The sequence below is a fragment of the Virgisporangium ochraceum genome (assembly GCF_016863655.1).
In the GTDB taxonomy this organism is placed as follows: domain Bacteria; phylum Actinomycetota; class Actinomycetes; order Mycobacteriales; family Micromonosporaceae; genus Virgisporangium; species Virgisporangium ochraceum.
Map to the genome: position 1 here is coordinate 1 of NZ_BOPH01000141.1, position 23,346 is coordinate 23,346.

The window sequence follows — 23,346 nt, forward strand, 5'->3', positions numbered from 1 at the left end:
CGCCCGCCCGGCGCGCCCACCCCGACGCCCGCCACCGCACGCCCGCCCGGCGCGCCCACCCCGACGCCCGCCACCGCACGCCCGCCCCCGCACGCCCGCCCCCGCACGCCCGCACGGGCCAGCGCCCTGGCACGCCCCTCATCGCGTCGATCTTGCAGTTGTGGCCCCCGATAAGCCCGACATAGCCCGAAATAAGTGCGGCCACAACTGCAAGATCGACGGCGCCGGGGCACGTCGGCGGAGCCGGTCGGCGGAGCCGGTCGGCGGAGCACGCCCCCCGAGCACGCCCCCCGAGCACGCCCCCCGAGCATGCCGCCGGAGCGGTGGACGTCGGTTAGCGGCGGGTGACGGCCCTCAGCCGGTCCCATGCGGTCTTCATCGCCCCGGCCAGCGTCTCCTCACCCGAGCCCTCACCCGAGCCGGAGCCGGCGACCCAGCGCTCGAACGCGACCCTCAGCACGACGATGCCGGACTCCGCGGCGAGGCTGGCGTCGGGTTCGGCGACGCCGCGGCGGCGCAGGCCGCCGGCGAGCGCGGCCGACAGCGACGCCAGCTTGATCAGCTCGCGTTCCCGCAGTTCGGCGTTCGCGTCGATGACCGACTGCCGGCGCCGGGAGAACTCGCGGTGCTGTCCGAGCACCTCGGTGACGGCGTCGAGGGCGGCGGCGACCGCGTCGAGTGGACGCGCGTGCGCCGGCGCCGCCTCCAGCGCCTCGACCAGCCGGTCGTGCAGCGCCGGGGTGTTGGCGAAGAGCACCTCGCGCTTGTCGGCGAAGTGCCGGAAGAACGTGCGCGCCGTGACCCCGGCCCGCTGGGCGATCTCGGCCACGGTCGTCTGTTCGTACCCGCGCTCGACGTAGAGGTCCAGCGCCGCCTCGCGGAGCCGGCCCCCGGCGTCAGGCTCCCAGCGACCCACGTCACGATCCTAAGCCATGTCACCATGTGACATCACCTGCTAGGGTCATGTCATCAAGTGACATCACCTACGAAAGGGAGCGTGTCATGCGCGTCTTCGTCACCGGAGCGTCGGGCTGGATCGGGTCCGCCGTCGTCCCCGAACTGCTGCGGGCCGGCCACCGGGTGCTGGGCCTCGCCCGGTCCGACAAGTCGGCGGCCGCCGTCGCCGACCTCGGGGCCGAGGTCCACCGCGGGGACCTCGACGACCTCGGCAGCCTGCGGGCCGGCGCGGCCGCGAGCGACGGCGTGGTCCACCTGGGCTACAACCACGACTTCTCCGACATCCCGGGAGCGGCGCGCACCGACCTCGCCGCGGTCACCGCGTTCGGGGAGGTGCTCGCCGGCACCGGTGGCCCGCTCGTGGTTGCCGCCGGCACGGCCGGGATCGCACCCGGTCGCGTCGCCACCGAGGCGGACCTGCCCGCCCCGGGCGGCTACGCGCGGACGGCCAACTCGGTCGCCACCCTCGCGCTGGCCGAACGGGGCGTGCGGGCGTCGGTGGTGCGGTTCGCGCCGACCGTCCACGGCGCGGGCGACCACGGGTTCGTGGCCACGCTCGTCGGGATCGCCCGGGAGAAGGGCGTCTCCGCCCACGTCGGCGACGGCGCGAACCGGTGGCCGGCCGTGCACCGCGCCGATGCCGCTACGCTCGTCGCCCGCGCGGTCGACGACGCGCCGCCCGGCGCCATCCTGCACGCCACCGCCGAGGAGGGCGTCGCCACGCGCGAGATCGCGGAGGCGATCGGCCGCGGCCTCGGCCTACCCGTGGCGTCGGCCGACCCCGACCAGTTCGGGTGGCTCGGGATGTTCTTCGGCGCCGACTCCCCCGCGTCGAGCACCGTCACCCGCGACCGGTTCGGCTGGTCCCCCACGGGGCCGGGCCTCATCGAGGACCTCGACGCCGGTCACTACTTCACCCGCTGACCCCCTTGCCCTGTCGATCGAAGTGACTCTATCCTCGGCCAAGGAAAGCGCTTTCCTATAGGCGTGGAGTGCCACGCCTTCCGTCCGGGGCCCGCCACGGCCTGCCCACCCGGGTCTGCCCCTGACGTCCGCCAACAGAGGAAAGGTCGGCAGATGAGGAAACCAGTCGCATTGCGACTCGGTGCGGTGGGGCTGACGACAGCCGTCGCCGCGGCAACCGGCGTCGCGCTCATGACCCCCGGAGCGTCCGCGGCGACCGGCGGGGTCACCGGATACGCGACCCAGAACGGCGGCACCACCGGCGGCGCGGGTGGGCAGACGGTGCAGACCAGCACCGGCACCGCCATCCACCAGGCCCTGTGCGGCCGGGCCAGCAGCAGCACCCCGATCATCATCCAGGTCTCCGGAACGATCAACCACGGCAACACCGCCAAGGTGTCCGGCAACAGCTGCAACACCACCGCCGGCGTGATCGAACTCAAGGAGATCAGCAACGTCACGATCCTCGGCGTGGGCGGCGGCGCGGTCTTCGACCAGCTCGGCATCCACATCCGTGACTCCAGCAACATCATCATCCAGAACGTCACCGTGCGGAACGTGAAGAAGTCCGGCTCCCCCACGTCGAACGGCGGCGACGCCATCGGCATGGAGAGCACGGTCCGCAACGTGTGGGTCGACCACGTGACGCTGGAGGCGTCGGGCGGCGAGAGCGAGGGCTACGACGGCCTCTTCGACCTGAAGAACGACGTGGAGTTCGTGACGCTGTCCTACAGCATCCTGCGCAACTCCGGCCGCGGCGGCCTGGTGGGGTCGAGCGAGAGCGACACCGGCAGCGGCAACCTGACGTACCACCACAACCTGTACTCGAACATCGACTCGCGCACGCCGCTGCTGCGGGGCGGGGTCGCGCACATCTACAACAACCACTACCTGAACCTGCACGAGTCCGGCATCAACTCCCGCGCCGGCGCCCGCGCCAAGGTGGACAACAACTACTTCGAGGACTCGAAGGACGTGCTGGGCACGTTCTACACGAGCGAGCGCGGCACGTGGCAGGTGTCGGGCAACATCTTCGACAACGTCACGTGGTCCTCGCCCGGTGAGGACACGTACCCGGCCGGCCCGAACGTCACGTCGACCACCACGGTCAGCATCCCGTACCAGTACACATTGGACGGTGCGAGCTGCGTGCCGAACATCGTCGCGCAGACCGCCGGCGCCAACAAGGGCAACCAGGTCTCCAACGGAAGCTGCCAGCCGCAGAACCCGGACCCGACGTCGCCCGGCCCGTCGTCGCCGCGCCCGTCGTCGTCCTCGCCGTCGTCGCCCGGAAACTCGAACCCGCCGTCGGGCACGAACCTGAGCATCGGCGCGGGGTCCGACGGGTCGAGCAAGGCCAGCGGCACCAGCTACGGCGACGTGCGTGACGGCAACATGGGCACCTACTGGTCGCCGGCCGGCACCACCGGCTCGATCTCGATCAAGTGGAGCTCGGCCACCACGGTCTCGCGGGTGAACATCCGTGAGGCGTCCGGCGCGACCGGGGTCATCGGGTCGTGGCGGCTCGTCGACGCCGACACCGGCACGGTTCTCAAGACCGGTAGCGGGGCGGGCGTCATCACGTTCCCCGCCACCTCGCTGAAGAAGATCACCTTCGAGATCACCGGTGCGAACGGCACCCCGCGGGTCGCCGAGTACGAGACCTACGCCTCGTAGCGCGTGTCACCGGGGCGCCGGGCCTCCGCCCGGCGCCCCGGTACTGTGTGCCCATGCGGGTGGTCATTGCGGGTGGACACGGGAAGATCGCGCTGATCCTGTCGCGGCTGCTGGCCGCGCGCGGCGACGAGGTCGTCGGGCTGATCCGCAACCCGGCACAGACCGGCGACGTCGAGGCGACCGGTGCGCGCGCCGTTGTCTGCGACCTGGAGTCCGCCGCGACCGCGGAACTGGCACCGCATCTGGTGGGCGCCGACGCGGTGGTCTTCGCCGCCGGCGCCGGCCCGGGAAGCGGCGCGCCGCGCAAGGACACCGTCGACCGCGGCGCCTCCGTGCTCCTCGCCGACGCGGCGACCGCGGCCGGCGTCCGCCGGTACGTGCAGATCTCGTCGATCAACGCCGACAAGGCGCCACCACCGGGCACCGACGACGTGTTCGCCGCCTACCTGCGTGCCAAGAAGGCCGCCGAAGACGACCTGCGCGCGCGTCCGCTCGACTGGACGATCCTGCGCCCCGGCCGCCTCACCGACGACCCGCCCGCCGGAACGGTCCGGCTGGCCGAACACGTCGACAGTGGCGCCGTCACCCGCGCCGACGTCGCCGCGGTCGTGGTCGGGCTGCTCGACACCCCGGCGTCGATCGGCGCGGTTCTCGAACTCGTCGGCGGCGACACCCCCGTCGACGAGGCGGTGGCTACGCTTCCCGGGCGTCGATGAGCTCGTCCCAGTGCTCACGCGCCCACGCGCACATGGCGTCGAGTGGCTCGAGGATGCTGCGGCCGAGCGGCGTGAGCTCGTAGCCGAGTCCGGCGACGCGTGACACCAGCCCGTCACGTTCGAGGCCCCGCAACGACTTCGTGAGCGCCTTCGCGGTGACCCCCCGGATCGGCACGCGCAGTTCGGAGAACCGGCGCGGCCCGTGCTCGAGGCAGCGGATCACCATGCCGGCCCACTTGTCGCCGACGCGGATCGGCATCAGGCCCGACGGGCACAGCGGGTCGAACATGTCCTTGTCCAGCGGCGCGCGCACGCCCCCACGATAATCGGTATCCGATCGGATACCACCGTCCCGGCTACGGTGCCGTCCATGAGTGAGCGTCAGCGAGCGAATCATCAGCCCAGTGCCTGCGAATGCATCGCGCAGCGCAGCGGAGCGATCGCATGAGTCAGATCGTTGTTTTCGGGGCCGGCGGTCGCGCCGGACGGGCGGCCGTCGCCGAGGCACGCCGGCGTGGTCACGGGGTCACGGCCGTCGTGCGCGATCCGGGTCGTCATGAAGGGCTTGCCGGTGACCGCGTGAGCGTGGCCGCCGGTGAGGTGACCACTGTGGACAGTGTGGCCGCCCTGTCGGCCGGTCACGATGCGGCCATCTGCGCGGTCTACGACCCCGCCGTCTCCTACGCCGACGTCGCCCGGTCCCTCCTCGACGGACTGCCGCGGGCGGGCGTGACCCGGTTGCTGGTGGTCGGTCTCGCCTCGATCCTGCCGACGGCCGACGGGGTGGCGCTGATGGACACGCCCGGCTACCCGCAGGAGTACCGCTCCTTCTACCTCGACCATGCCGCCGGCGCCGCGGTGCTGCGCGGGTCGACCGTCGACCTGGACTGGCTGATCGTCAGCCCGGCCGGCGACGTCGACCACGGAAGCGGCCGCACCGGTCGCTACCGCCAGGCACCGGCCGACGCGGCGAGCCGCGTCTCCTACGCCGACCTGGCGGTCGCCCTCCTCGACGAGATCGACACCCCGAAGCACCACCGCACCCACGTCGGCGTCGAGACGGCATCGTGACCGACGACGTCGTCGACAGCCCGAACGCCTTCGTGGCCGACCACATCCGGCGTTTCGAGGCCACCTGCGGCCACCCGCGACCGGGCGTGAACGACCTCCTGCTGACCACCCGCGGCCGCCGCACGGGAACGCTGCGCCGCACCGCGCTCGTGTACGCCCGCGACGGCGACAGGTACGTCGTGGTCGCGTCGAACGCCGGCGCCGACCGGCATCCCGCGTGGTACCTCAACCTGGTCGCCGACCCGCGCGTCACCGTGCGGGTCGGCGACCGGACGTTCGCGGCGACCGCGCGCACCGGCGGGCCGGAGGAGCGGCAACGGCTGTGGGACCTGATGGTCGCGACGATGCCGTCGTACGACGGCTACAGGGAGGCGACGAGCCGGGAGATCCCCGTGGTGGTCCTCTACAGTGGACGGTGATGCGGATGCTCACCTACACCCGGACCACCGGCTTCCGGCACGACTCGATCGCCGCCGGTGTCGCGGCGCTGCGGAACCTGGCCCGCCACAACGACTTCGAGGTGGTGGACACCGAGGACCCGGCCGCGTTCACCGGCCCCGAGCTGGCGTCGTTCGGCGTCGTCACGTTCCTCAGCACCAGCGGCGCCGTCCTCGACGACGACGGCCGCGACGCGCTGGAGGCGTTCGTGCGCAACGGCGGCGGCTTCGTGGGGATCCACGGTGCCACCACCACCGAGTACGACTGGCCGTACTTCGGCACCCTGGTGGGCGCCCGCTTCGACGGGCACCCCGAGGTGCAGCCCGGCCGCATCCTCGTGGAGGACGCCGACCACCCCTCCACGGAGCACCTTCCGTCGACGTGGGAGCGCACCGACGAGTGGTACGACTTCCGCGCCAACCCCCGCCCCGGCGTCCACGTCCTCCTGACCGCCGACGAAACCTCGTACACCGGTGGGAAGATGGGCGCCGACCACCCGCTGGCCTGGTGCCACACCGGGTGCGGCGGACCCTCGTTCTACACGGCCCTGGGGCACACGGAGGAGTCGTTCACCGAGCCCCTGATGCTCGCCCATCTCCTGGGCGGCATCCGCTACGCCGCCGCCGGCTGACCCCGCGGCGACGGGGGCCGCTCACGGGGGTTCGATGCCGCCGTCGGGGCGGCGGACGTGCACCGACCAGCGCTCGTGCAGTCCCGGCACCGGAGGGAACCGGGCCGCGGCCCGCTGGTCGAGGTCGACGCCCCAGCCCGGGCCGGGGTTCGGGTACAGGTATCCGTCACGCACCCCACCGGGGAGACGTCGGCCGGACCGTGCCAGGCGGTCTGCACGCCGCCTACCGCCGACACGTGCAGCCGCAACAGGTCGACGCCGCCGCCCTGGACCAGCCGGGCGGCGTCGGCCACGGAGGCGACCTGCTCGCCGGCGGCGATCGGCACCGGCGCGGCGGCGCGGACCTCGGGCAGCCGGTCGTAGTGCTCCGGCGCGACCGGGTCCTCGAGGAAGAACAGGCGGTACGGCTCCAGCGAGCGCGCCAGCACCACCGCCTGCTTCCCCGTCAGTCTACTGTGGACATCGTGCAGCAGCTCCACGTCGGCGCCGAGCCGCTCGCGGGCGGCGGCGAACAACGCGGGCGCGGTACGGAGGTAGTGGTGCACGTCCCAGCCGTCGGGGTTGGGGTGGCCCGGATAGCCGCCGGGCGTACCGGGGAAGCCGTACGCGCCCAGCCCCGGCTGGCCGGTCTGCAACCGGACGTGGCCGTAGCCGCGTTCCATCAGGTCGGCGGCGTGGTCGATGGACGCGTCGACGGTCGCGCCCGCCGCGTGCGTGCAGCAGCGGGCGGCCGTCCGCTGCAGACCGCCGAGCAGGTCGTGCACGGGCATGCCGGCGCGCTTGCCGGCGATGTCCCACAGCGCCATGTCCACACGGACAGTGCGCTCGATCCAGTGCGGCTACCGCCCAGCAAGCACGCTGGATAGAGCGCCGTTTATGTTGAGCACGTCCGGCACGCGAGGCCCTTCGGCACGCGAAGCACAGGCGCACACAGCGTGCGAGCCCCCGAAGCGCCCCGGCACCGGGCCGGCACCGGGGCGGGACGGGGCTGGAGCTGGGGCGGGGCCGGTGCCGGCGGGCCCGAGTGACGCCAGGGCCGGGGCGGCGCCGGGTCCATCGGGCTCCAGCGCGGTCATCCGCCCGCCGATCTTGCAGTCGTGGCCCCACCTAAAACACGACATGTCATCACATAGATGCGGCCATGACTGCAAGATCGGCGCGGTGGTGGGATCGGCGCGGCGGCTCGGCGGGCGGCGCGGTGGTGGGATCGGCGGGCGGCGCGGTAGCGAGCGTGGGGAGGGGTCCGCACCCCCGGCGAAGCGCTATCAGGCACTCAGGGCACCTGCGTACTCAGGGCACCTGCGTACTCAGGCACCCGGGGGGTGTTGGGCGGCCGGAGCCGGGGCGAAGCCGACGTCGCCGAGGGACTCTTTAGGCCGTCGGACCCTCACGTGCGTCACATAGGGGTTTTCAGCGCGCGGCCTTGCGGGCGTTGGTCTTCTCCCTGCGCTCGACGAACCTCGACGCCGCCTGGTCGAGGCCGGTCAGGAACTCGGCCAGCTTCTCGCGGGCCTGCTCGCCCTCGGCGGACAGGCCGGTGCGTTCGAACACCCTGAGCTGCCGCAGGATCGGCATCACGACCTCGTCGTGGTGGATGCGGAGGTCGTAGATGCCGGCCATGGCGATCTGCACGGACTTGCGCTGGAAGCCGTCGATGGTGTGGCCGGGCATCTGGAACGAGGTGACCACGTCGAGGACGGCCTGCATCGCCTGGTCGGGTACGAAGTCGAACGCGGCGCCGAGCAGGTTGCGGTAGAAGAGCATGTGCAGGTTCTCGTCGGCGGCCACGCGGGCCAGCAGCTGGTCGCAGATCGGGTCGCCGCTGATGTGGCCGGTGTTGCGGTGGGCGACCCGGGTCGCCAGCTCCTGGAAGCTGACGTAGCCGATGCCGCCGAGCACGCTCTCGTAGTCGGAGGTGAAGCCGCCTTCCATGTGGGTCATGCGGGCGCGCTCCAGGGCCACCGGGTCGACGGCGCGGGTGGTGAGCAGATAGTCACGGATGGCGATGCCGTGGCGGCCCTCCTCCGCGGTCCAGCGGTGGACCCACGTGCCCCAGGCACCGTCGCGGCCGAAGCGGACCGCGATCTCGTGGTGGTAGCTGGGCAGGTTGTCCTCGGTGAGGAGGTTCACGATCAGTGACGTGCGGGCGACGTCGCTCAGCCTGGACTGGCCGGGCTCCCACGCCTCGCCGCCCATCAGGCCGTCGTAGTCACGGCCCTCGCTCCACGGGACGTACTCGTGGGGGAACCACTCCTTGGCCGTCTTGAGGTGACGGTTCAGGTTGGTCTCCACGACGGGCTCGAGCTCGGTCAGCAGGGCGAGGTCGGACTGGGATCGCGAAGTCACGCCGCCAGTCTAAGTTACGGTCCCGTAGGTTGCTGCCGCCGAATGCGTCACAACCGCTGGCCGGCCGCCACCCAGAGATACATAATGTCGTTATGCACCCGTCGTCGGAGCTGGTCGACGTGTTGGAGCAGGCGCTGCGTCTGCTCCGCCGGCTGAGTACCGCCGGCGACCTCAGCTTCACGGCGTCGTCGACGCTCGGCCGGCTGGTCCGCGAGGGACCGATGCGCCTGACCGAGCTGGCCAACGCCGAGGCGGCCTCGCAGCCGGGGATGACGCAGCTCGTCACCCGGATGGAGCGCGAGGGCTTGGTCCGCCGGGAGGCCAGCCGTGACGACCGCCGCGGGGTGGTCGTCACGGTGACCGACGCCGGCGTCGACCTGATGAACCGCCGGCGGGCCGAACGCACCGACGCCCTGCGCCGGATGTTCGACGGCCTCGCGCCGGCCGACCGCGCCGCGATCGAGGCGGCACTCCCCGCACTGACACGTCTGGTGAGCCCGTGAGATCCCTGTTCACGCAGCCCAAAGCCGTCTGGGCCGTCGCCTTCGCCTGCGTCATCTCGTTCATGGGCATCGGTCTGGTCGACCCGATCCTGCCCGCGCTCGCCGACAGCCTCCACGCCACGCCGAGCCAGGTCTCGCTGCTGTTCACCAGCTACCTCATCGTCACCGCGGTGGCGATGCTCGTGGTCGGCTGGGTGTCCAGCCGCTTCGGCGCCAAACGCACGCTCGTGATCGGCCTCGTGCTCATCGTCGTGTTCAGCCTGTTGGCCGGGCTGTCCGACTCGATCGGCGGCATCGTCGGGTTCCGGGCCGGCTAGGGCCTGGGCAACGCGTTGTTCATCGCCACGTCGCTGGCGGCGATCGTCACGTCGGCCAGCGGCGGGTTCGCGGACGCGATCATCCTGTACGAGGCCGCGCTGGGCCTGGGCATCGCGGTCGGCCCGCTGCTCGGCGGCGAGCTCGGCAGCATCAGCTGGCGCGGCCCGTTCTTCGGCGTCGCGGCGTTGATGTTCGTCGCGCTGGTCGCGACGGTCGCGCTGGTCCCGCCGACGCCCCGCACGTCCGAGCGGACCGCGCTGAGCGCACCCCTGCGCGCACTACGCCACCGCGGACTGCTCGTGATGGGGCTGATGGCGCTGCTCTACAACTGGGGCTTCTTCACGATGCTCGGCTACGCGCCCTACCCGATGGAGGTCGGCGCGCACGAACTGGGCCTGGTGTTCGCCGGGTGGGGTCTGCTCGTGGCCGCGTGCAGCGTGTTCGTGGCGCCGCGGCTGCAGGCGCGCTTCGGCACCGCGCCGGTGCTGTACGTGAACCTCGTGGGGCTGGCGGCCTGCATGGCGGTGATCGCGGCGTTCGTCCACGTTCCGGCCGCGGTGATGGTCGCGGTGGTCGTCAGCGGCGCCTTCATCGGGACCAACAACACGCTGACCACCCAGGCGGTGATGCTCGTGTCTCCGGTGCCACGTCCGGTCGCCTCGTCGGCGTACGGGTTCGTGCGCTTCATCGGCGGCGGGCTGGCGCCGTACGTGGCGGGCCGGGTGGCGGAGGCGTCGAACCTGTCGGTGCCGTTCTGGATCGGCGGGGCCACGTTCCTGGCGGCGATCGGCGTGCTCGCGCTGGGGCACCGGATGATCGGTGACGCGGAGCGGGGGCTGTCGACGGAGGCGACCCTGGAGCACGGCGCACCGGCGGCGGCACCGGCGTAGGAGCCGGCCTGCCGCCGGCGCTGGCCCCGGCACCGGCACCGGCACCGGCACCGGCACCGGCATGAACGACGCTCTATCCGGTGCAGGTTCCCGACGGATTTCCGCACCGGATAGAGCGTCGTTCATTCCATACCCGGCCGGCGGCCGGCCACGTCGAGGTGGTGCCTCGTCGGTACCAGGGCCACGGCGCACGCGCCCGCCACCAGGGCGGCACACCCGATCAGCAGGCACCGGATCGCCTGCGTGGGGAACACGCCGGGGTACGGCTGGAACGGCAGCGTCGCGGCGCCGGCCGCGGTCACGGCGACGACCGTGCCCCAGAACCGGACCGGCCGTCGCTCCCCGTCGGGGGCGGGGCCGTGCCATCGGACCAGCGCCCGCGTCCGTCCCATGTGGACGGCCAGCCCGACGGCCGCGAGCAGGCCGACCGCGTTGGACGCCTTCGACAGCACCTCGTACCAGAGCCACCCCGGCACCGCCTCGGACGTCAGCCCCCGCAACGGGATCGGGCGGTGGTTGATCGTGTCGTGGGTGACGGAGTCCCACAGGATGTGGCTGTACGCGCCGAGCGCCGCCGACGTGGCCGTGACCCACCAGCGGTGCCGCACCAGCGCGAGCACACCGTAGTCACGCAGGCGCAGCGGACCCGCCGCGGGCAGGTGTACAGCGACCCGGCCGGCCGTCCAGCGGACCAGCGGCACGCACAGCAGCGCGAGCGGCGCCGCCCACCAGAAAGGGGCGAGCCAGGCGTGCGCCCGGAAGCCCAGCGGGTACCCGTCGGCCGCGTAGGGCAGGTCGGGCGCGACGGCGCCGACCACGAGGGCGACCCCGTCGAACCAGCGGGGCCGCCACACCTTCAGCGGCAGGACGGCCATCGGGTGGGTCGGCAGCGTCAGCGGCATTCCGTTGACGCTAGGCCGACCCACCTCACGAGTGATGGCGGTCGTGTGAAGGTTTCAGCCTTTTCCTAGCCGCGGCGCCATTTCTGGTTGGCTCCGCCGACGCACGTCCAGATGTGCAGGACGGCGTCGTTGTTGGGGTTCCACTCCGCGATGTCGAGGCACTTGTTCGACTGCGGGTTCACCAGGTCACCGTTCGCATTGAGCACCCACTGCTGGGCCGCGTTGCCGCTGCAGGTGGCTATCTGCACGGGTGCGCCGTCGTTGGTGGCACCCCACGCGACATCCACGCACTTGTTGTTCTCGGTGCGCAGCGTGCCGCCGACCCACTGCCACCGTTGGTTGGTGCCGCCGGTGCAGTCCCACACGATCAGGCGCTGGCCGTCGTTGAAGTTCCAGTTGGGGACGTCGACGCACTTGTTGTTCCAGTTGCTGACGATCGACGTGGTGGTCGACGGCGGTGGCTGCGTCCCCCCGCCCGTGAACGGCGACAGGATCACCGCCGCGGAGCGCGGGTCGCCGTGGTGCACCAGCGACTCGAAGCCGCCGACGTCGTCGTAGGCGAAGCCGTACGCCCTGCCGTCGGCCATGTTCGCGTGGATGACCCGCGAGTAGTGGTTCGGCGTGCTGTTGCGGTAGAACTGGCCCGCGTCGAGCACCGGCTCCTGCGTCGAGGTGCCGAGCGTTCCGCGGTGGAGCGCCGCGCACAGCGTCCGCTTGATCTCGGGTTCGATGAACGGGGGGACGTTCGGAGCGTTGAACACGCCGTCGCAGCCCCACACGTTCGAGGTGGTCGGCTTCGCGACCGTGGCCACCTGCGCGCCGCTCGAGTCGGTGAACACGAGGTTGTTGCCGCTGGTGCGGCCGAAGAAGCGCCGGTTCGGCTCGTTGACCCGCGGCACCACCGTGAGCGTGCGGCTCGCGTAAGCGCCCCACGCGGAGTTGATGTACCCGTCGAGGTAGTTGGGGTTCATCAGCCCGCCGTCCATCGCCTTGCCGGGGGCGAGCACGCGCAGCACGGTCCCATCGGACCTTGTGTAGATCGAGCGCGCGAACTCCGGCTGCGCCCGCAGCTGGTTGATGACGTTGTCGCGGCCGTTGGCGACGACGTCGCCGGTGCGGATCGTGCGGCCGTCGGACCCGGTGACGCTCACCGCGTGCGGGATCGCGAACATGTCGACCTGCGAGCTGTTGAGCCACAGGCCGGCGTCGTTGTACGTGAACTCCGACCAGTCGAAGAGGATGTCGCGGTTCGGGTCGCCGCCGGCCCACGGCGCGGGCTGCACCAGGCCGTCGGGCGTCAGGCGGAAGTCCAGCTTGCGGCCGAACGAGAAGTACATGCGCGCGGAGATGAACCGCGGGAAGCGCACGGTGACGCTGCCGCCGTTGCCGGGACCGGCGATCGAGACGTCGGGCGCGGGCGTGGGCGGGTTGCCGCCGGCGGGCCAGTTGAGGAACTGTCCGGCGCCGTTGACGTACCCGAGCCGTCCGCCGGGCCGGATGTCCTGGCCGAGGATGTAGATGTAGACGGCCTCCGACCGTCCCGAGTTGTTGGTGACGGTGACCGGGAGCAGGTCCGGACCGATGGCGTTGGCGGCCTGTTGCGTGGCGGTGATCGCCACGAGGCCGGTTGTCGACGCCACGACGAGCGCGGCGACGGCGGCGAGCCGTTTTCTGATACCCACGAAGACTCCTAGCGGCCGGGGCGGCGTGTGGGGGTGCCGCGGCGTAGACGTGGATCGTTGCTGTGGTGCTGCCCGGGCGGGGGCATGCGCGGACCGTCACCAACCACGTCTGCGCTGGTGACGGCCCAGAGAGCGCTCTCACAGCTTTACGGTGGTCTATGCCAGCTGTCAATAGGTGATCTTCGTCGATCAGCCGCCGTCACGGCGCGGTGGCGCGGCGTGGCGGCGCGCCGTGGCGGCGTCGCCGTAGCGCGGTGACCGCGATCAGCGGGGCGCCGACGAGCGCGATCAGGCTCATCGCGCCGAGCAGGTAGACGATCCGGCCCTGCGTGGTGACCCGAGCGTCGTACACGTCGCGCTGCGGCCGCCGCTCGTCGTCCCGCACCGGCAGCGACTGGCCGACCTGCCCCCGGGTCTCCATGCGGCCCTCGACCTTCGAGCGCACCGCCGTGCCGCCGACCTCGAACTCGACGAAGACCTTGCGCCCCTTGCCGCTGCCCGACACCTCCACCACCCGGGCCGGCGCCTCCCGGCCGTGCTCGCGCAGCCCCTGGTCCTGCCGCCAGGTCTGGTACGTGGCAACGCCGAACCCGATACCGACGACGATGCCCATGAGCGCGAACAGCACGGGATGCGGCCGGCGACGGGTCCAGAAAGCCATGCGTGCGGGTTCCCCGCGCGGTGATCGACCCAAACCGGCCGCTGTCCGAGCCGTGCCGAGCTGGAGGTTCCGTCGACCGCCATCGAACCTGGCTCCCGCCACCGCCTCCGGCACCGTCGCCGGCTCGCCCTCTACGTGCCCGTCATGACGTTGGCCGTCACGTGGGGTGCGGTGCTCCTGAACGGGCTGCTCGCCGCGCGCGTCCACGACCGACTCGTCGCGCTCAACGGCAAGGAGCCACCGGCGAAGCTGATCGTGACCAGCCTCCTGGTCGCCGGCGTCTCCGAGGCCGGTTGGTGGACGGCGACGATCGTCGGCTTCCGCAGCACCCAGAACTAGGAGCGGGCCGACAGGAACGAGACCGCCTCGACGATGGCCAGGTCGGTCAGCTCGGGGTCGTGGCGCGGGCCGACGTCGCGCATGAAGGCGTGCTCGCCGCCCGCCCACACGTGCAGTTCGGTGTCGGTCAGGCCGGCGGCGTACAGCGCCGAGACCACCGTCAGCCTGGCGTCGGCCGGCACGTGCGGGTCCCGCGAGCCGAACACCACCATCAGCCGGCCCCGGATCTCGGCCGCCCGCGACAGCGTGCCGGCGTCGGCGTCGGCGCCCAGCGCGCCGTTCTGCAGCCCGGTCGGGTAGAAGCAGACGGTGGCCGCCACGCGCGGGTCGAACGCGGCCCGGAACGCGAGGTGCCCGCCGATGCAGAAGCCGACGACGCACGACTCGCCGAGGTCGGAGGAGGCCATGAAGTCGAGCACCGCGGACCGGTCGGCGTCGAACCGGGCCACCGTCGTCTGCTGCGCACCGGCCAGGCCCCGCGCCTTGCCTGCGTCGTCGAACTCCAGGGCCACCCCGGCCAGCTCCCCGTGCGGGTAGATCTCCGGGACCACCACGGTGAAGCCGGCGGCGGCGAAGCGGCGCGCGGTGCGCAGCGTCGACTCGGTGAGCTGGAAGATGTCGGTATAGAGCAGCACCGCCTGCCGACGGGCCGGCCCGACCGGCCGGATCACGACCGAACGGATGTCGCCGTCGGCAGACGGGATGCCCACGAGCTCCTCGCGCAGTTTCACACGCGAGACCCTACGTCAGGTGCCTGCTCAGATCGTCGAGAACGCGGTTCGCCGCGGTGACGCCGATGCCGGTCATCCAGGTCTCGTCGGTCACCGGGTAGGCCCTACCCGCCTTCACGGCCGACAGGTTCTTCCACAGGTTGCCACCGGTGACGGCGACCCGCTGCTCCTCGGCCTTCGCGCCGTAGGCCGACACGAAGATGACGTCGCCGTCGACCTCCGCGATGCGCTCCGGCGACACCTTGTCGAACCGCTTGTCGGCCTTGTCCGCCAGCAGCTGCCGCTGGGGACGGCCGAGCCCGACGTCACCGACGACGATGCCGGAGAAGCCCTCCGGCCCGTACACGCGGATCTCGGCCGGCATGAAGCGCACGATCGACACCTTCAGCGCCGGCGCGTTCGGGATCTTCCCGCCCAGCTCCCTGGCCCGCTTCTCGTAGCCGGCCAGCAGGTCGCGGGCCTTCTTCTCCTGGCCGAGCGCACGCCCGTCCAACAGGAAGTTCTCCTTCCAGGTGAGGCCCACCTTCTCGGTGAACACCGTCGGGGCGATCGCCGACAGCTCGTCGTAGAACTTCTCCTGGCGGAACCTGCTGCCGAGGATCAGGTCGGGCTTCAGCGCGGCGATCGCCTCCAGGTCGGGCTCGGCGAGCAGGCCGACCGGCTTCACCTTCGACAGGTCGCCGAGGTAGGCCGGGAACGCCTCCACCTCGGCGGTCTTCGCCGCGCCGACGAGCTTCGCGCCCAGCGTCACCGCGGTGTCGATCTTGTCGGTGTCGAGCACGACGACGCGCTGCGGCTCCTTCGGAACCGACGTGGTGCCCATCGCGTGGGCGATCTGGTGGTTGTCGCCGCCGACCTCCGGCCCGTCCACCGGGTCGGAGGAGCAGGCCGCCAGCCCGAGCGCCAGAACGACGAGTAGCGAGCGAAGTCGCACAGAGAGCCTCCCGATCAGGGTCACGCGGGCACCACGAGGGGTGCGCCGCTCACAGGACAGGGCACGACCACGCAGTCGAGCCCGAAGACGTCGCGGACCAGGTCGGCCGTGACCACCGACCGCGGCGGACCGGCCGCCACGATCCGGCCGTCGCGCATCGCGACCAGGTGGTCGGCGTAGCGGGCGGCCTGGTTCAGGTCGTGCAGCACCGCGACGACCGTCCGCCCGTCGTCGCGGAGCCGCCCGACGAGCGTCAGCACCTCCACCTGGTGGGCCAGGTCGAGGAACGTGGTCGGCTCGTCGAGCAGCAGCACGTCGGTCTGCTGGGCGAGCGTCATCGCGATCCACACACGTTGGCGCTGCCCGCCCGACAACTGGTCGACGGCGCGCTCGCGCAGGTCGGCCACGCCGGCGCGCTCGGTCGCCTCGAGCACGGCCGCGGTGTCGTCGGCGGTCCACTGGCGCCACCAGCGCTGGTGCGGTTGGCGTCCGCGCCCGACCAGGTCGGCGACCGTCACGCCCTCGGGCACCAGCGGGCTCTGCGGCAGCACACCCAGGCGCCGGGCCACGTCGCGCGTGGGCAACGCGTGAATGTCCCGGCCGTCGAGCAGGACCGATCCGTGACGGGCGGGGAGCAGCCGGGCCAGCGTGCGCAACAGCGTGGACTTGCCGCACGCGTTCGGCCCGACGATCACGGTGAACGCGCCGGCCGGAAACGACACGTCGAGCGTGTCGAACACGGTCCGGTCGCCGTAGCCGGAGGCCAGGCCCGACGCGGTCAGCTTCATGTGCGCCTCCGCACGAGCAGGAACAGGAGGTACGGTCCGCCGATCGCGGCGGTCACCACGCCGGCGGGCAGCTGGGTCGGTGCGAGCAGCAGGCGGCCGGTCAGGTCGGCGAGCACCACCAGCAGCGCGCCGGTGAGCGCGGCCGCGAGCAGCGGCGGCCGCTCGGCGCGCGCGAGCCGCCGCGCGACCTGCGGCGCGACCAGCGCGACGAAGTCGACGGCGCCGACCTGCGCGGTGGTCACCGCGGCGAGCGCGACCCCGGCCCCGGCCAGCGAGAAGCGTCGGGCCGACGGGCGCACGCCCAGCCCGCGCGCGGTGTCGTCGTCGAGCGCACTGGTGTGCAGGGCCCAGCCGGCCCAGGCCAGCGCCGGCAGCAGCACGAGCAGCGCCACGGCCAGCCACGTCGTCTCGCGCCAGCCGAGGCCGGCGAGCGTGCCGATCAGCCACAGCTGTGCCCGCTGGCCGTCGATGGGGTCGGCGGAGAGCATCACGATCTCGGTCAGCGCCCGCAGCGCGATCGCGACGGCGACGCCGGCGAGCACGAACCGCTGCGCGGCCAACCCGTGCCGGGCGCCGAGCGCGAGCACCACGAGCGCCGCGACCAGCCCGCCGGCGAGCGCCGACGGCGCGATCACCGCGCTGGTGGCGCCGGCGGTGAGCGCGATCGTGGCGGCCAGGCCCGCGCCCTGCGTGACGCCGATGACGTCGGGGCTGGCCAGCGGGTTGCGCGCCACGCTCTGGATCAGGGCGCCGGCGGTCCCGAAGCAGGCGCCGACCGCCACGCCCAGCACCACCCGGGGCAGCCGCAGGCGCTGCACCACCACGTCGTACGGGGTCCCGCCACCGAGCAGGGACCGCACGACGTCCTGCGGCGCCACGTACGGGCGTCCCAGCGACAGCGCGACCACGACGGCCGCGAGCAGCAGGACCAGCACGACCACCGACACGGCCACGCTGCGCCCGCGAACGCGCAACGCCAGGCCGCCCGCGGCGATCACCGTTGTCATGTGGTCACGGTCCGAGCTTTCTGGACCAGGACCGCGAGCAGCGGCGCACCCAGCAGCGCCGTCACGATCCCCGCCGACACCTCGCCGGCCGTGACGAGCCGGCCCACCACGTCGGCGACGAGCAGCAGGGCCGGGCCGAGCAGCACGGAGACCCCGAGCACCCACCGCTGGTCGGCGCCGACGAGGAACCGCGCCAGGTGCGGCACCGCCAGACCGATGAACGCGATGGGACCGGCGGCCGCCACCCCCGCACCGGTGAGCAGCACGGCCGCCGCCCCCGCACCGACGCGCGTGAACCCCACCCGCACGCCGAGGCCGCGGGCCACGTCGTCGCCGAGCGCCAGCGCGTCCAACCCCCTGGCGACCGCGGCGGCGAGCAGCAGGCCGACGAGCAGGAACGGGGCGACCTGCCCGGCCGTCGACACCCCGCGGCCGGTGAGCCCGCCGACGACCCAGAACCGGAACTCCTCGAACGTGCCGCCGTCGGCGCTCAGCGCGCCGGCGGTGACCGCGCCGAGGCTGGCGTCGAGCGCCGCGCCGACGAGCGTCAACGTGACCGGCGACGCGGAGTCCCGCGTCCGCGCGGCGATGCCGAACACGAGCAGACCGGCACCGAGCGCGCCGGCGATGCCGAACCACACCTACCCGGCCAGCGTCCCGACGTCGAACACCGCGATCGCCGTGACCACGCCGAGCGCCGCGCCGGCGCTGAGCCCGAGCACCCGCGGCTCGGCCAGCGGGTTGCGGGTGAGCGCCTGCAGCAGCACGCCCGCCGTGGCGAGCGCGGCACCGACGACGAGCCCGAGCAGGGTGCGCGGCATCCGCAGGTCCCACACGATGGTGGCCGCTTCCCCGCCGTCGGGTGCGACGAGCCCCCGCCACATCTCCGCCGGACCGAGCGGGTTGCTGCCGATCGCGAGGCTGGCGAGCACGGCGACGACGAGCAGCACACAGCTGCCCAGCAGCACCGCCCGCCGACGCACCCCGTAACCCCGACTTAGGTAAGCCTTACCAGATCGGGAGCACTGTAGTCGTCGATCAGCGGCGCCGCAGCCCGCAGTGACCCAACGCACGTATCCTCGACGCCATGCCCGGGCTCACGCCGGAACAGCGCGCGCTGCTGCAGCAGACGGTCACCGCGGAGCTCCGCCGCGCGTGGGACGAGGCCGTGGCCGCCGGCGTTCCGGCCGAGCGACTGGTCGAGGTCGTCGAACGGCGGCGCCGGGAGCTCCTGTCAGCCGGCGTCGATGATGCGCAGCACGGTGGCGACGACGCGGTCGAGAACGACCGGGTCGGCGATTAGGGCCGCGGCCCGCTCGTCGTCGGGTACCGCCGCCGAGGGCGGCCGGTCGAGGTCCTGTGCGCCGGTGTCGGCCCCGAACGTCACCTTGAGCACACCTTCGACCACAGTGGACGGTGCGCCGCCCCGGGCGATGCCGGCCTCGATCGCCTCGACGGCCAGGCTGGCGAGGGCACGCAGCCGGGCGTCGTCGGCCTCGTGCCGCTCCACCAGGGACAGCGGCGTCGGCTCGACGGTGCGGTCGGCGTCGCCGCGCTGGGCCGGAAGCACCGGTGGGTTCTTGCGGCCGAGCGGACCCTCCACATAGGACTCGTGCCAGTCGGGCCGGCGGCGCATCGCCTTCCGTACCTCCTCCACCTCGCGGGCGACCGTCGAGGTGTCGCTGCCGCGCCAGTCACCGGTCAGCACCGCACGGCGCTGGGCCCACGAGTCCAGCGGCCACAGGCCGGCGCCGGCGCTGGTCGGAACACCGACCCACACGAGCATCTCGGTCGCGAGCATCGCGAGCCACCGGTCGTCGCCCAGCGCGTCACGCAACCACCCCGGCAGCCGCGGACGCTGCAACGCCCCGCGTTCGCCGCGCCGGCGGCGGTGCGCGTCGACCGTGGCCGCGTTGAGGCGGCTGCGGATCCACGCATCGAGATTCTCCACTGGAACAGTCGCCCTGTTCAGGACGTCCGAGACCACTGCCTCCAGGTCGTCCTCGAAGCGGTCGAAACAGTCGTCGGTCATTCCGCGCAGCGACGCGGCGCATCCGGCGTGTCCGCGCTGCAGTTCCAGCCGACGGGTGAGCCCGTTGAACACCAGGGGCAGGGCGATCTCGTACACCGCACCGGTCAGCCGGCGCCGCTCCGACTCCGTCGCGCCTTCCGCCCACCGGGCGAGTTCGCCACACCGCGCCGATTCCCGCACCGCCCGCGGGTCGACCCGCGGGCCAATCAGCAACCGATCCGCGCTGATCACAGCGCGCTCCTCTCCCGAACTGGTGAGTGCGGCCCGGCCACGACCCGTCCACGGCCCGGAATCCCGTTCGGAAACCGGCAGTGGAGGGTTCGACTACTTCGGGTCAGCCTGCCGGACCCGTCGGTGACCCGCGAGACCCCCGGAGCAAAGGCACCGCTTCGGGGATTCGAACGGACCCATCGGCCGACCCCGCCCACGGTCGGATGTGCGACGCGACCCGCCCGCACGCCGTCCGTCAGATAACCGGTGTCGGCCGTCGATCGGATCGGAGGATGCGATGGCGACGAACGAAGTAGTCGTGCATCCCACCAAACGGATACGGGCACAGAGATGACACCCCCGTTGACCCCCGCACAGAGGACACAGGTCACCGAACTCATCACCGCGGTGCTTTTCCAGGCCCGGGCGGCGGCTCTCACCGCCGGCGCCGACCCGGTGCGCGTCCGGCGCGTCGTCGCGTGTCGTATCACCGCGCTCGGTGCGGTCCGCGACCGCGATGAACGCGAACGACCGTGAGTAAACGTCACATGACCCTCCTCTGTGGACGGTGCTTCGCGGAGCGGACGTCGCGCACGTCAGCCGGCCGTCGGTAGCAGCCCGAGGCGCTGGGCCCGGAGCACGGTGGTCAGCCGGTCGGACGTGCCGAACTTGCGGTAGATCCGCTGCTGGTACTTGGCGACCGTCCGCGGCGACAGGCCGAGGCGGCGCGCGATCGCCCGCGCGGTGAGACCCTCGCTGAGCAGCACCAGGATCTGCTGCTCGCGCCGGGTGAGGTTGAGGTCGACGGCCGCGACCGGCCGGTTCGCCAGGCCACCGGACACCGCGGCGTGCACGCCGACCCAGCCGTTGGCGACGCCGCCCGCCACGAGAGCCAACGCACCGCGCTGCGTGTGCGACATCGCGCCGGCGCGGCCGCCGATCCGGCTGGCGAGCGGTGTCTCCTGCTCGGCGCGGCGCCGCGTCCAGGTCCAGCGGCCGCCGACGGGCGCGAGCTCGCCGGACCCGAGGCCGCCGAGCACCACCGCCTCGAGCACCGACCGGTCGCCGCCGGCGGCGGCGCACAGCAGGTCACGGGTGGCCGGCTCCATGTCGCCGGCGAGCACGGTGCGCACGAGCAGCGCGATCACCGGCTCGATCGCGGTGCGGGGTGGTGCGGTGGGCGGCATCATCGCTCCTGGGGGCTGCGACGGAACATCAACATGCTCCCGCTCAGCACCCGCGCCCCGGATCCGGCGAAATACCAGTATCGGGGTCGCGATCATTACCTAGTCCCCAAAATGAGGGACCGGCCCGGCTGGCCGCCGGACCGGTCCCCTGACGTCGGATCAGCCGAACTCGTGCGGCCGCCCGTCGCTGTCGGGGTCGATGACCACCGCGTCGGTGGCGCTCCCGTTGATGAAGAGCATCACCTGCCGCTTGTCCGCGGTCACGACCGGCACCTGGGCGACCGTGCCGTTCTCCAGCGCGTTCTTCACCTGCTCGACGACGGTGACGAAGTCGTCGTCCTCGATCCCGTACTCGAACCGCCCGACGGACAGTGTCTTTCCGCTCATCGTGACCCCTTCGCTCGACGATGGTCCTTCCTGCACGACCGGTCGGCGACCGGCCGGGTCTGTGCCCACCCGGACGGCTCACCCGGGCGCGTGGTCGGCGAACAGCCTCAACCGGTGCGCGGCCGCGGCCGCCTCGCCGCGGTTGTTCACGTCGAGCTTCGTGAGGATGTTCGACACGTGCACGCTCACGGTCTTCTCGGTGATGAACAGCTCGCTGGCGATCTGCCGGTTGGTGTGGCCGTCGCACAGGCGCCTGAGCACCTCCAGCTCGCGGCGGGTGAGTCCGTGGGTGTCGGGTGCGGCCGGTTCCGTGACGGGGTCGGCCACCGGCTCGGTGAGTACGAGCCGCGACCGGCGGGCCAGCGACTCGAGCTCGGTGCGCAGCGGCACCGCCACCAGCCGGATGGCGCTGTCGTACGCGGCGCGGGCCGCCTCGGTGGCGCTGTGCTGGTCCCGTGCGGTCAACGCCGCCTCGGCCCGGCGCCATCGCGCGTAGGCCGCGGGGTACGGACGCCCGAGCGCGTCCCAGCCGTCGGCGGTCTCCTCCCAGAGCCGCGCGGTGTCGGCGGGGTCGGTCGCGTCGACGCGGCTGTGCTCGGCGAGGCACTGCCGCCGGACCGCCTCGGCCTCGGGAAGAAGCGGCGGGTCGGTGCCGATCCCGCGCACCATCGCGATCAGCTCGGCCGCCCGCTGCCGCACCGGGTCGACGGCGGTGGCCCGCTGCCGCGGCACCGCCCGGATCCGGTCGTGCTCGTCGGCCTCGGCGCGCAGGCCGAGCGCGCACAGCCGCAGCGTCAGCTCGGCGTTCTCGGCGGCGCCGGTGACCCGCAACCCGTCGGCCACCGCCGTCCGCGCCGCGTCCGGCTTTCCGCGCCACAGCTGGATCTCGGCCGTGTACGCCGCCATCGCACCGGCCAGCGCCGGCTGCACCGTCGACCCGGCGACCCGGCGCACCGCTTGCACGAGCTGCTCGGCCTGCTCGAACCGGCCGCGGGCCAGGTGGATCTCGGCGAGGGTCAGCGTGGCGTAGCGGGTCTCCGCGACGGGCCGGTCGATGAGCAGCTGGGCGAGCCGGGCGGCGGCCTCGTCCCAGCGGCCCAGCTGCACGAGGGAGGCGCTGATGTTGTTCGCGAGCATCCCTCCCATGCGGCTGGTGCCCAGCCCGAACCGCTGCGCGATGCCGTACCCGGTCTCGGCGGTGTGCAGCGACTCCTCGGACCGGCCGGACAGCGCCAGCACGAACGCGAGGTTCGCGTACGCGCGCAGCAGGTCTTCGAGGTTGTCGACGGTCCCGGTGATCCGCACCGCCTCACGCATCGCCTTGATGCCCGGACCGGTGCGCCCCAGCAGCGTCAGCGCCACACCGACGGTGGTCAGCGCCCGCCCCTCGGCCTCGGCCGCGCCGACGGCCCGGGCCACCGACACCGCCTGCTCCGCGGTCGTCAGCCCCACCGAGTACCGGCCCTCGCCGAGGAGCGCGGTCGCCTGCCCGGCCAGGACGCGCGCCAGCACCACCGTCGGTGGACGGTCGGCGAGCAGGTCGGCCGCCCGTTCGTAGGCCTCCCGCGAGCCGGCGCCGTCGCCGGCCTCCCACAGGTAGCTGCCGAGCCGCTCGTACAGCTCGGTCGCGTCGTCGGCTTCGGCGATGGCCGCCTTCACGTGCTCCACGGCCCGCTTCACGTGCCCTGACCAGCGGGCCGCGTCGGCCGCCGCGGCGAGCAGCGGCACCCGCCCGGTGCCGGCCACGGCCGCCGCGGCGGGCACCCGCTCCCACAGGTCGAGCGCGCGCTGGTACTGCCGCTCGGCGTCGCGGAACGCCCGCATCCGCATGGCGGCGTGCCCCGCCCGCACCGCCTCGGCCAGGGCCCGGTCGTACGCGCGGGCCTGCGTCCAGTGGTAGGCCAGCTCGGCGGCGACGGTCATGTCCTCGGCGTAGCTGAGGCCGGGGTCGGCGGTGAGCGCGGCGGCGATCGCGG

Annotated in this window: 26 protein-coding genes and 2 pseudogenes; 12 read left to right on the top strand and 16 right to left on the bottom strand. The window is 72.8% G+C overall.

Annotated elements, in window-relative coordinates:
- Positions 1 to 334: 334 nt before the first annotated feature.
- Positions 335 to 916 carry a TetR/AcrR family transcriptional regulator gene (locus Voc01_RS47395; RefSeq protein ID WP_203934378.1) on the bottom strand — a complete coding sequence of 194 codons (582 nt, stop codon included), beginning with the start codon at positions 914 to 916 and terminating at the stop codon, positions 335 to 337.
- An 86-nt stretch (positions 917 to 1,002) separates the two neighbouring features.
- Here Voc01_RS47395 and Voc01_RS47400 point away from each other — a divergent pair, with 86 nt between their 5' ends.
- From Voc01_RS47400 to Voc01_RS47410, 3 genes are all read left to right on the top strand, one after another.
- Positions 1,003 to 1,881, top strand: a complete 879-nt coding sequence (locus Voc01_RS47400; protein ID WP_203934379.1) for an SDR family oxidoreductase — start codon at positions 1,003 to 1,005, stop codon at positions 1,879 to 1,881.
- Between the two features lie 153 nt (positions 1,882 to 2,034).
- Positions 2,035 to 3,597, top strand: coding sequence for a pectate lyase family protein (locus Voc01_RS47405; RefSeq protein WP_203934380.1), 1,563 nt, complete (start codon positions 2,035 to 2,037; stop codon positions 3,595 to 3,597).
- 53 nt (positions 3,598 to 3,650) lie between these two features.
- Positions 3,651 to 4,313 carry an SDR family oxidoreductase gene (locus Voc01_RS47410; protein ID WP_203934381.1) on the top strand — a complete coding sequence of 221 codons (663 nt, stop codon included), beginning with the start codon at positions 3,651 to 3,653 and terminating at the stop codon, positions 4,311 to 4,313.
- On the opposite strand, the gene Voc01_RS47415 is transcribed toward Voc01_RS47410, so the two are convergent.
- Positions 4,291 to 4,626 carry a winged helix-turn-helix transcriptional regulator gene (locus Voc01_RS47415; protein WP_239161016.1) on the bottom strand — a complete coding sequence of 112 codons (336 nt, stop codon included), beginning with the start codon at positions 4,624 to 4,626 and terminating at the stop codon, positions 4,291 to 4,293. The two genes, Voc01_RS47410 and Voc01_RS47415, sit on opposite strands and share 23 nt — an antisense overlap.
- A gap of 131 nt (positions 4,627 to 4,757) precedes the next feature.
- On the opposite strand from Voc01_RS47415, the gene Voc01_RS47420 reads away from it, so the two are divergent.
- The 3 genes from Voc01_RS47420 to Voc01_RS47430 are packed head-to-tail and all read left to right on the top strand — an operon-like array spanning position 4,758 to position 6,453.
- Complete coding sequence (locus Voc01_RS47420; RefSeq protein ID WP_203934382.1) at positions 4,758 to 5,384, top strand: NAD(P)-dependent oxidoreductase; 627 nt, start codon at positions 4,758 to 4,760, stop codon at positions 5,382 to 5,384.
- Positions 5,381 to 5,803 (top strand): nitroreductase/quinone reductase family protein, encoded by a 423-nt coding sequence (locus Voc01_RS47425; protein WP_239161017.1) that lies wholly within the window; start codon positions 5,381 to 5,383, stop codon positions 5,801 to 5,803. Before Voc01_RS47420 ends, Voc01_RS47425 begins: the two co-directional genes overlap by 4 nt.
- Positions 5,803 to 6,453 (top strand): ThuA domain-containing protein, encoded by a 651-nt coding sequence (locus Voc01_RS47430; protein ID WP_203934383.1) that lies wholly within the window; start codon positions 5,803 to 5,805, stop codon positions 6,451 to 6,453. The genes Voc01_RS47425 and Voc01_RS47430 overlap by 1 nt, the downstream gene beginning before the upstream one ends.
- Here Voc01_RS47430 and Voc01_RS47435 read toward each other — a convergent pair.
- On the bottom strand, positions 6,435 to 7,259 hold the full coding sequence (locus tag Voc01_RS47435; RefSeq protein ID WP_203934384.1) for an enolase C-terminal domain-like protein: 825 nt from the start codon (positions 7,257 to 7,259) through the stop codon (positions 6,435 to 6,437). The genes Voc01_RS47430 and Voc01_RS47435 overlap by 19 nt on opposite strands.
- A 604-nt stretch (positions 7,260 to 7,863) precedes the next feature.
- On the bottom strand, positions 7,864 to 8,799 hold the full coding sequence (locus Voc01_RS47440; protein ID WP_203934385.1) for an acyl-ACP desaturase: 936 nt from the start codon (positions 8,797 to 8,799) through the stop codon (positions 7,864 to 7,866).
- A 92-nt stretch (positions 8,800 to 8,891) separates the two neighbouring features.
- Here Voc01_RS47440 and Voc01_RS47445 point away from each other — a divergent pair, with 92 nt between their 5' ends.
- The 3 genes and pseudogenes from Voc01_RS47445 to Voc01_RS54915 all read left to right on the top strand — a co-directional run bounded on the left by Voc01_RS47445 (position 8,892) and on the right by Voc01_RS54915 (position 10,510).
- Entirely contained in the window at positions 8,892 to 9,302 is a 411-nt protein-coding gene (locus tag Voc01_RS47445) for a MarR family winged helix-turn-helix transcriptional regulator (protein ID WP_203934386.1), read from the top strand.
- A 62-nt stretch (positions 9,303 to 9,364) separates the two neighbouring features.
- Positions 9,365 to 9,922 (top strand): annotated as a pseudogene (locus tag Voc01_RS54910) (MFS transporter); the annotation flags it as partial.
- A gap of 66 nt (positions 9,923 to 9,988) precedes the next feature.
- Positions 9,989 to 10,510, top strand: coding sequence for an MFS transporter (locus tag Voc01_RS54915; RefSeq protein ID WP_373873965.1), 522 nt, complete (start codon positions 9,989 to 9,991; stop codon positions 10,508 to 10,510).
- A 122-nt stretch (positions 10,511 to 10,632) separates the two neighbouring features.
- Here Voc01_RS54915 and Voc01_RS47455 read toward each other — a convergent pair whose 3' ends face one another.
- The 3 genes from Voc01_RS47455 to Voc01_RS47465 form a co-directional block, all read right to left on the bottom strand.
- Entirely contained in the window at positions 10,633 to 11,412 is a 780-nt protein-coding gene (locus Voc01_RS47455; RefSeq protein WP_203934387.1) for a DUF4184 family protein, read from the bottom strand.
- Positions 11,413 to 11,477: 65 nt separating this feature from the next.
- Positions 11,478 to 13,094: a beta-1,3-glucanase family protein gene (locus tag Voc01_RS47460; RefSeq protein WP_203934388.1), complete on the bottom strand. Its 1,617-nt coding sequence runs from the start codon at positions 13,092 to 13,094 to the stop codon at positions 11,478 to 11,480.
- A 199-nt stretch (positions 13,095 to 13,293) separates the two neighbouring features.
- Complete coding sequence (locus Voc01_RS47465; RefSeq protein WP_203934389.1) at positions 13,294 to 13,755, bottom strand: DUF3592 domain-containing protein; 462 nt, start codon at positions 13,753 to 13,755, stop codon at positions 13,294 to 13,296.
- 144 nt (positions 13,756 to 13,899) lie between these two features.
- On the opposite strand from Voc01_RS47465, the gene Voc01_RS47470 reads away from it, so the two are divergent.
- Complete coding sequence (locus Voc01_RS47470; protein ID WP_203934390.1) at positions 13,900 to 14,094, top strand: hypothetical protein; 195 nt, start codon at positions 13,900 to 13,902, stop codon at positions 14,092 to 14,094.
- On the opposite strand, the gene Voc01_RS47475 is transcribed toward Voc01_RS47470, so the two are convergent.
- The 5 genes and pseudogenes from Voc01_RS47475 to Voc01_RS47495 form a co-directional block, all read right to left on the bottom strand.
- Positions 14,091 to 14,825: a dienelactone hydrolase family protein gene (locus Voc01_RS47475; RefSeq protein WP_203934391.1), complete on the bottom strand. Its 735-nt coding sequence runs from the start codon at positions 14,823 to 14,825 to the stop codon at positions 14,091 to 14,093. The two genes, Voc01_RS47470 and Voc01_RS47475, sit on opposite strands and share 4 nt — an antisense overlap.
- Before the next feature lie 10 nt (positions 14,826 to 14,835).
- Positions 14,836 to 15,759 (bottom strand): ABC transporter substrate-binding protein, encoded by a 924-nt coding sequence (locus Voc01_RS47480; RefSeq protein ID WP_239161018.1) that lies wholly within the window; start codon positions 15,757 to 15,759, stop codon positions 14,836 to 14,838.
- 20 nt (positions 15,760 to 15,779) lie between these two features.
- Entirely contained in the window at positions 15,780 to 16,547 is a 768-nt protein-coding gene (locus Voc01_RS47485; protein ID WP_203934392.1) for an ABC transporter ATP-binding protein, read from the bottom strand.
- Entirely contained in the window at positions 16,544 to 17,554 is a 1,011-nt protein-coding gene (locus Voc01_RS47490; RefSeq protein WP_203934393.1) for a FecCD family ABC transporter permease, read from the bottom strand. Before Voc01_RS47490 ends, Voc01_RS47485 begins: the two co-directional genes overlap by 4 nt.
- Positions 17,551 to 18,627 (bottom strand): annotated as a pseudogene (locus Voc01_RS47495) (FecCD family ABC transporter permease). Before Voc01_RS47495 ends, Voc01_RS47490 begins: the two are co-directional and overlap by 4 nt.
- 14 nt (positions 18,628 to 18,641) lie before the next feature.
- Between Voc01_RS47495 and Voc01_RS47500 the strand changes: the two are divergent.
- A complete protein-coding gene (locus Voc01_RS47500) occupies positions 18,642 to 18,857 on the top strand; it encodes a hypothetical protein (RefSeq protein WP_203934394.1) in 216 nt (71 codons plus the stop codon).
- On the opposite strand, the gene Voc01_RS47505 is transcribed toward Voc01_RS47500, so the two are convergent.
- Positions 18,789 to 19,817: a hypothetical protein gene (locus Voc01_RS47505; RefSeq protein WP_203934395.1), complete on the bottom strand. Its 1,029-nt coding sequence runs from the start codon at positions 19,815 to 19,817 to the stop codon at positions 18,789 to 18,791. The two genes, Voc01_RS47500 and Voc01_RS47505, sit on opposite strands and share 69 nt — an antisense overlap.
- A gap of 330 nt (positions 19,818 to 20,147) precedes the next feature.
- Between Voc01_RS47505 and Voc01_RS47510 the strand changes: the two genes are divergently transcribed.
- Positions 20,148 to 20,333, top strand: coding sequence for a hypothetical protein (locus Voc01_RS47510; RefSeq protein ID WP_203934396.1), 186 nt, complete (start codon positions 20,148 to 20,150; stop codon positions 20,331 to 20,333).
- A gap of 59 nt (positions 20,334 to 20,392) precedes the next feature.
- Here the strand turns inward: Voc01_RS47510 and Voc01_RS47515 are convergent, their stop codons facing one another.
- From Voc01_RS47515 to Voc01_RS54345, 3 genes are all read right to left on the bottom strand, one after another.
- Positions 20,393 to 20,983: a helix-turn-helix transcriptional regulator gene (locus tag Voc01_RS47515; RefSeq protein ID WP_203934397.1), complete on the bottom strand. Its 591-nt coding sequence runs from the start codon at positions 20,981 to 20,983 to the stop codon at positions 20,393 to 20,395.
- A 159-nt stretch (positions 20,984 to 21,142) separates the two neighbouring features.
- Positions 21,143 to 21,370, bottom strand: coding sequence for a hypothetical protein (locus tag Voc01_RS47520; protein WP_203934398.1), 228 nt, complete (start codon positions 21,368 to 21,370; stop codon positions 21,143 to 21,145).
- 78 nt (positions 21,371 to 21,448) lie between these two features.
- Positions 21,449 to 23,346, bottom strand: a 1,898-nt coding sequence (locus Voc01_RS54345) for a helix-turn-helix transcriptional regulator (protein WP_275423832.1), incomplete at its 5' end; no start/stop codon positions are given.

What these genes read in the sequence shown, in the direction of transcription:
- Voc01_RS47410 (WP_203934381.1), top strand. Translation starts at nt 3,651, where the DNA reads ATGCGGGTGGTCATTGCGGGTGGACACGGGAAGATCGCGCTGATCCTG.
- Voc01_RS54915 (WP_373873965.1), top strand. Translation starts at nt 9,989, where the DNA reads ATGGAGGTCGGCGCGCACGAACTGGGCCTGGTGTTCGCCGGGTGGGGT.
- Voc01_RS47445 (WP_203934386.1), top strand. Translation starts at nt 8,892, where the DNA reads ATGCACCCGTCGTCGGAGCTGGTCGACGTGTTGGAGCAGGCGCTGCGT.
- Voc01_RS47420 (WP_203934382.1), top strand. Translation starts at nt 4,758, where the DNA reads ATGAGTCAGATCGTTGTTTTCGGGGCCGGCGGTCGCGCCGGACGGGCG.
- Voc01_RS47435 (WP_203934384.1), bottom strand. Translation starts at nt 7,259, where the DNA reads ATGGCGCTGTGGGACATCGCCGGCAAGCGCGCCGGCATGCCCGTGCAC.
- Voc01_RS47465 (WP_203934389.1), bottom strand. Translation starts at nt 13,755, where the DNA reads ATGGCTTTCTGGACCCGTCGCCGGCCGCATCCCGTGCTGTTCGCGCTC.
- Voc01_RS47455 (WP_203934387.1), bottom strand. Translation starts at nt 11,412, where the DNA reads ATGCCGCTGACGCTGCCGACCCACCCGATGGCCGTCCTGCCGCTGAAG.
- Voc01_RS47430 (WP_203934383.1), top strand. Translation starts at nt 5,803, where the DNA reads ATGCGGATGCTCACCTACACCCGGACCACCGGCTTCCGGCACGACTCG.
- Voc01_RS47520 (WP_203934398.1), bottom strand. Translation starts at nt 21,370, where the DNA reads ATGAGCGGAAAGACACTGTCCGTCGGGCGGTTCGAGTACGGGATCGAG.
- Voc01_RS47500 (WP_203934394.1), top strand. Translation starts at nt 18,642, where the DNA reads ATGCCCGGGCTCACGCCGGAACAGCGCGCGCTGCTGCAGCAGACGGTC.
- Voc01_RS47470 (WP_203934390.1), top strand. Translation starts at nt 13,900, where the DNA reads ATGACGTTGGCCGTCACGTGGGGTGCGGTGCTCCTGAACGGGCTGCTC.
- Voc01_RS47515 (WP_203934397.1), bottom strand. Translation starts at nt 20,983, where the DNA reads ATGCCGCCCACCGCACCACCCCGCACCGCGATCGAGCCGGTGATCGCG.
- Voc01_RS47485 (WP_203934392.1), bottom strand. Translation starts at nt 16,547, where the DNA reads ATGAAGCTGACCGCGTCGGGCCTGGCCTCCGGCTACGGCGACCGGACC.
- Voc01_RS47510 (WP_203934396.1), top strand. Translation starts at nt 20,148, where the DNA reads ATGACACCCCCGTTGACCCCCGCACAGAGGACACAGGTCACCGAACTC.
- Voc01_RS47405 (WP_203934380.1), top strand. Translation starts at nt 2,035, where the DNA reads ATGAGGAAACCAGTCGCATTGCGACTCGGTGCGGTGGGGCTGACGACA.
- Voc01_RS47400 (WP_203934379.1), top strand. Translation starts at nt 1,003, where the DNA reads ATGCGCGTCTTCGTCACCGGAGCGTCGGGCTGGATCGGGTCCGCCGTC.
- Voc01_RS47490 (WP_203934393.1), bottom strand. Translation starts at nt 17,554, where the DNA reads ATGACAACGGTGATCGCCGCGGGCGGCCTGGCGTTGCGCGTTCGCGGG.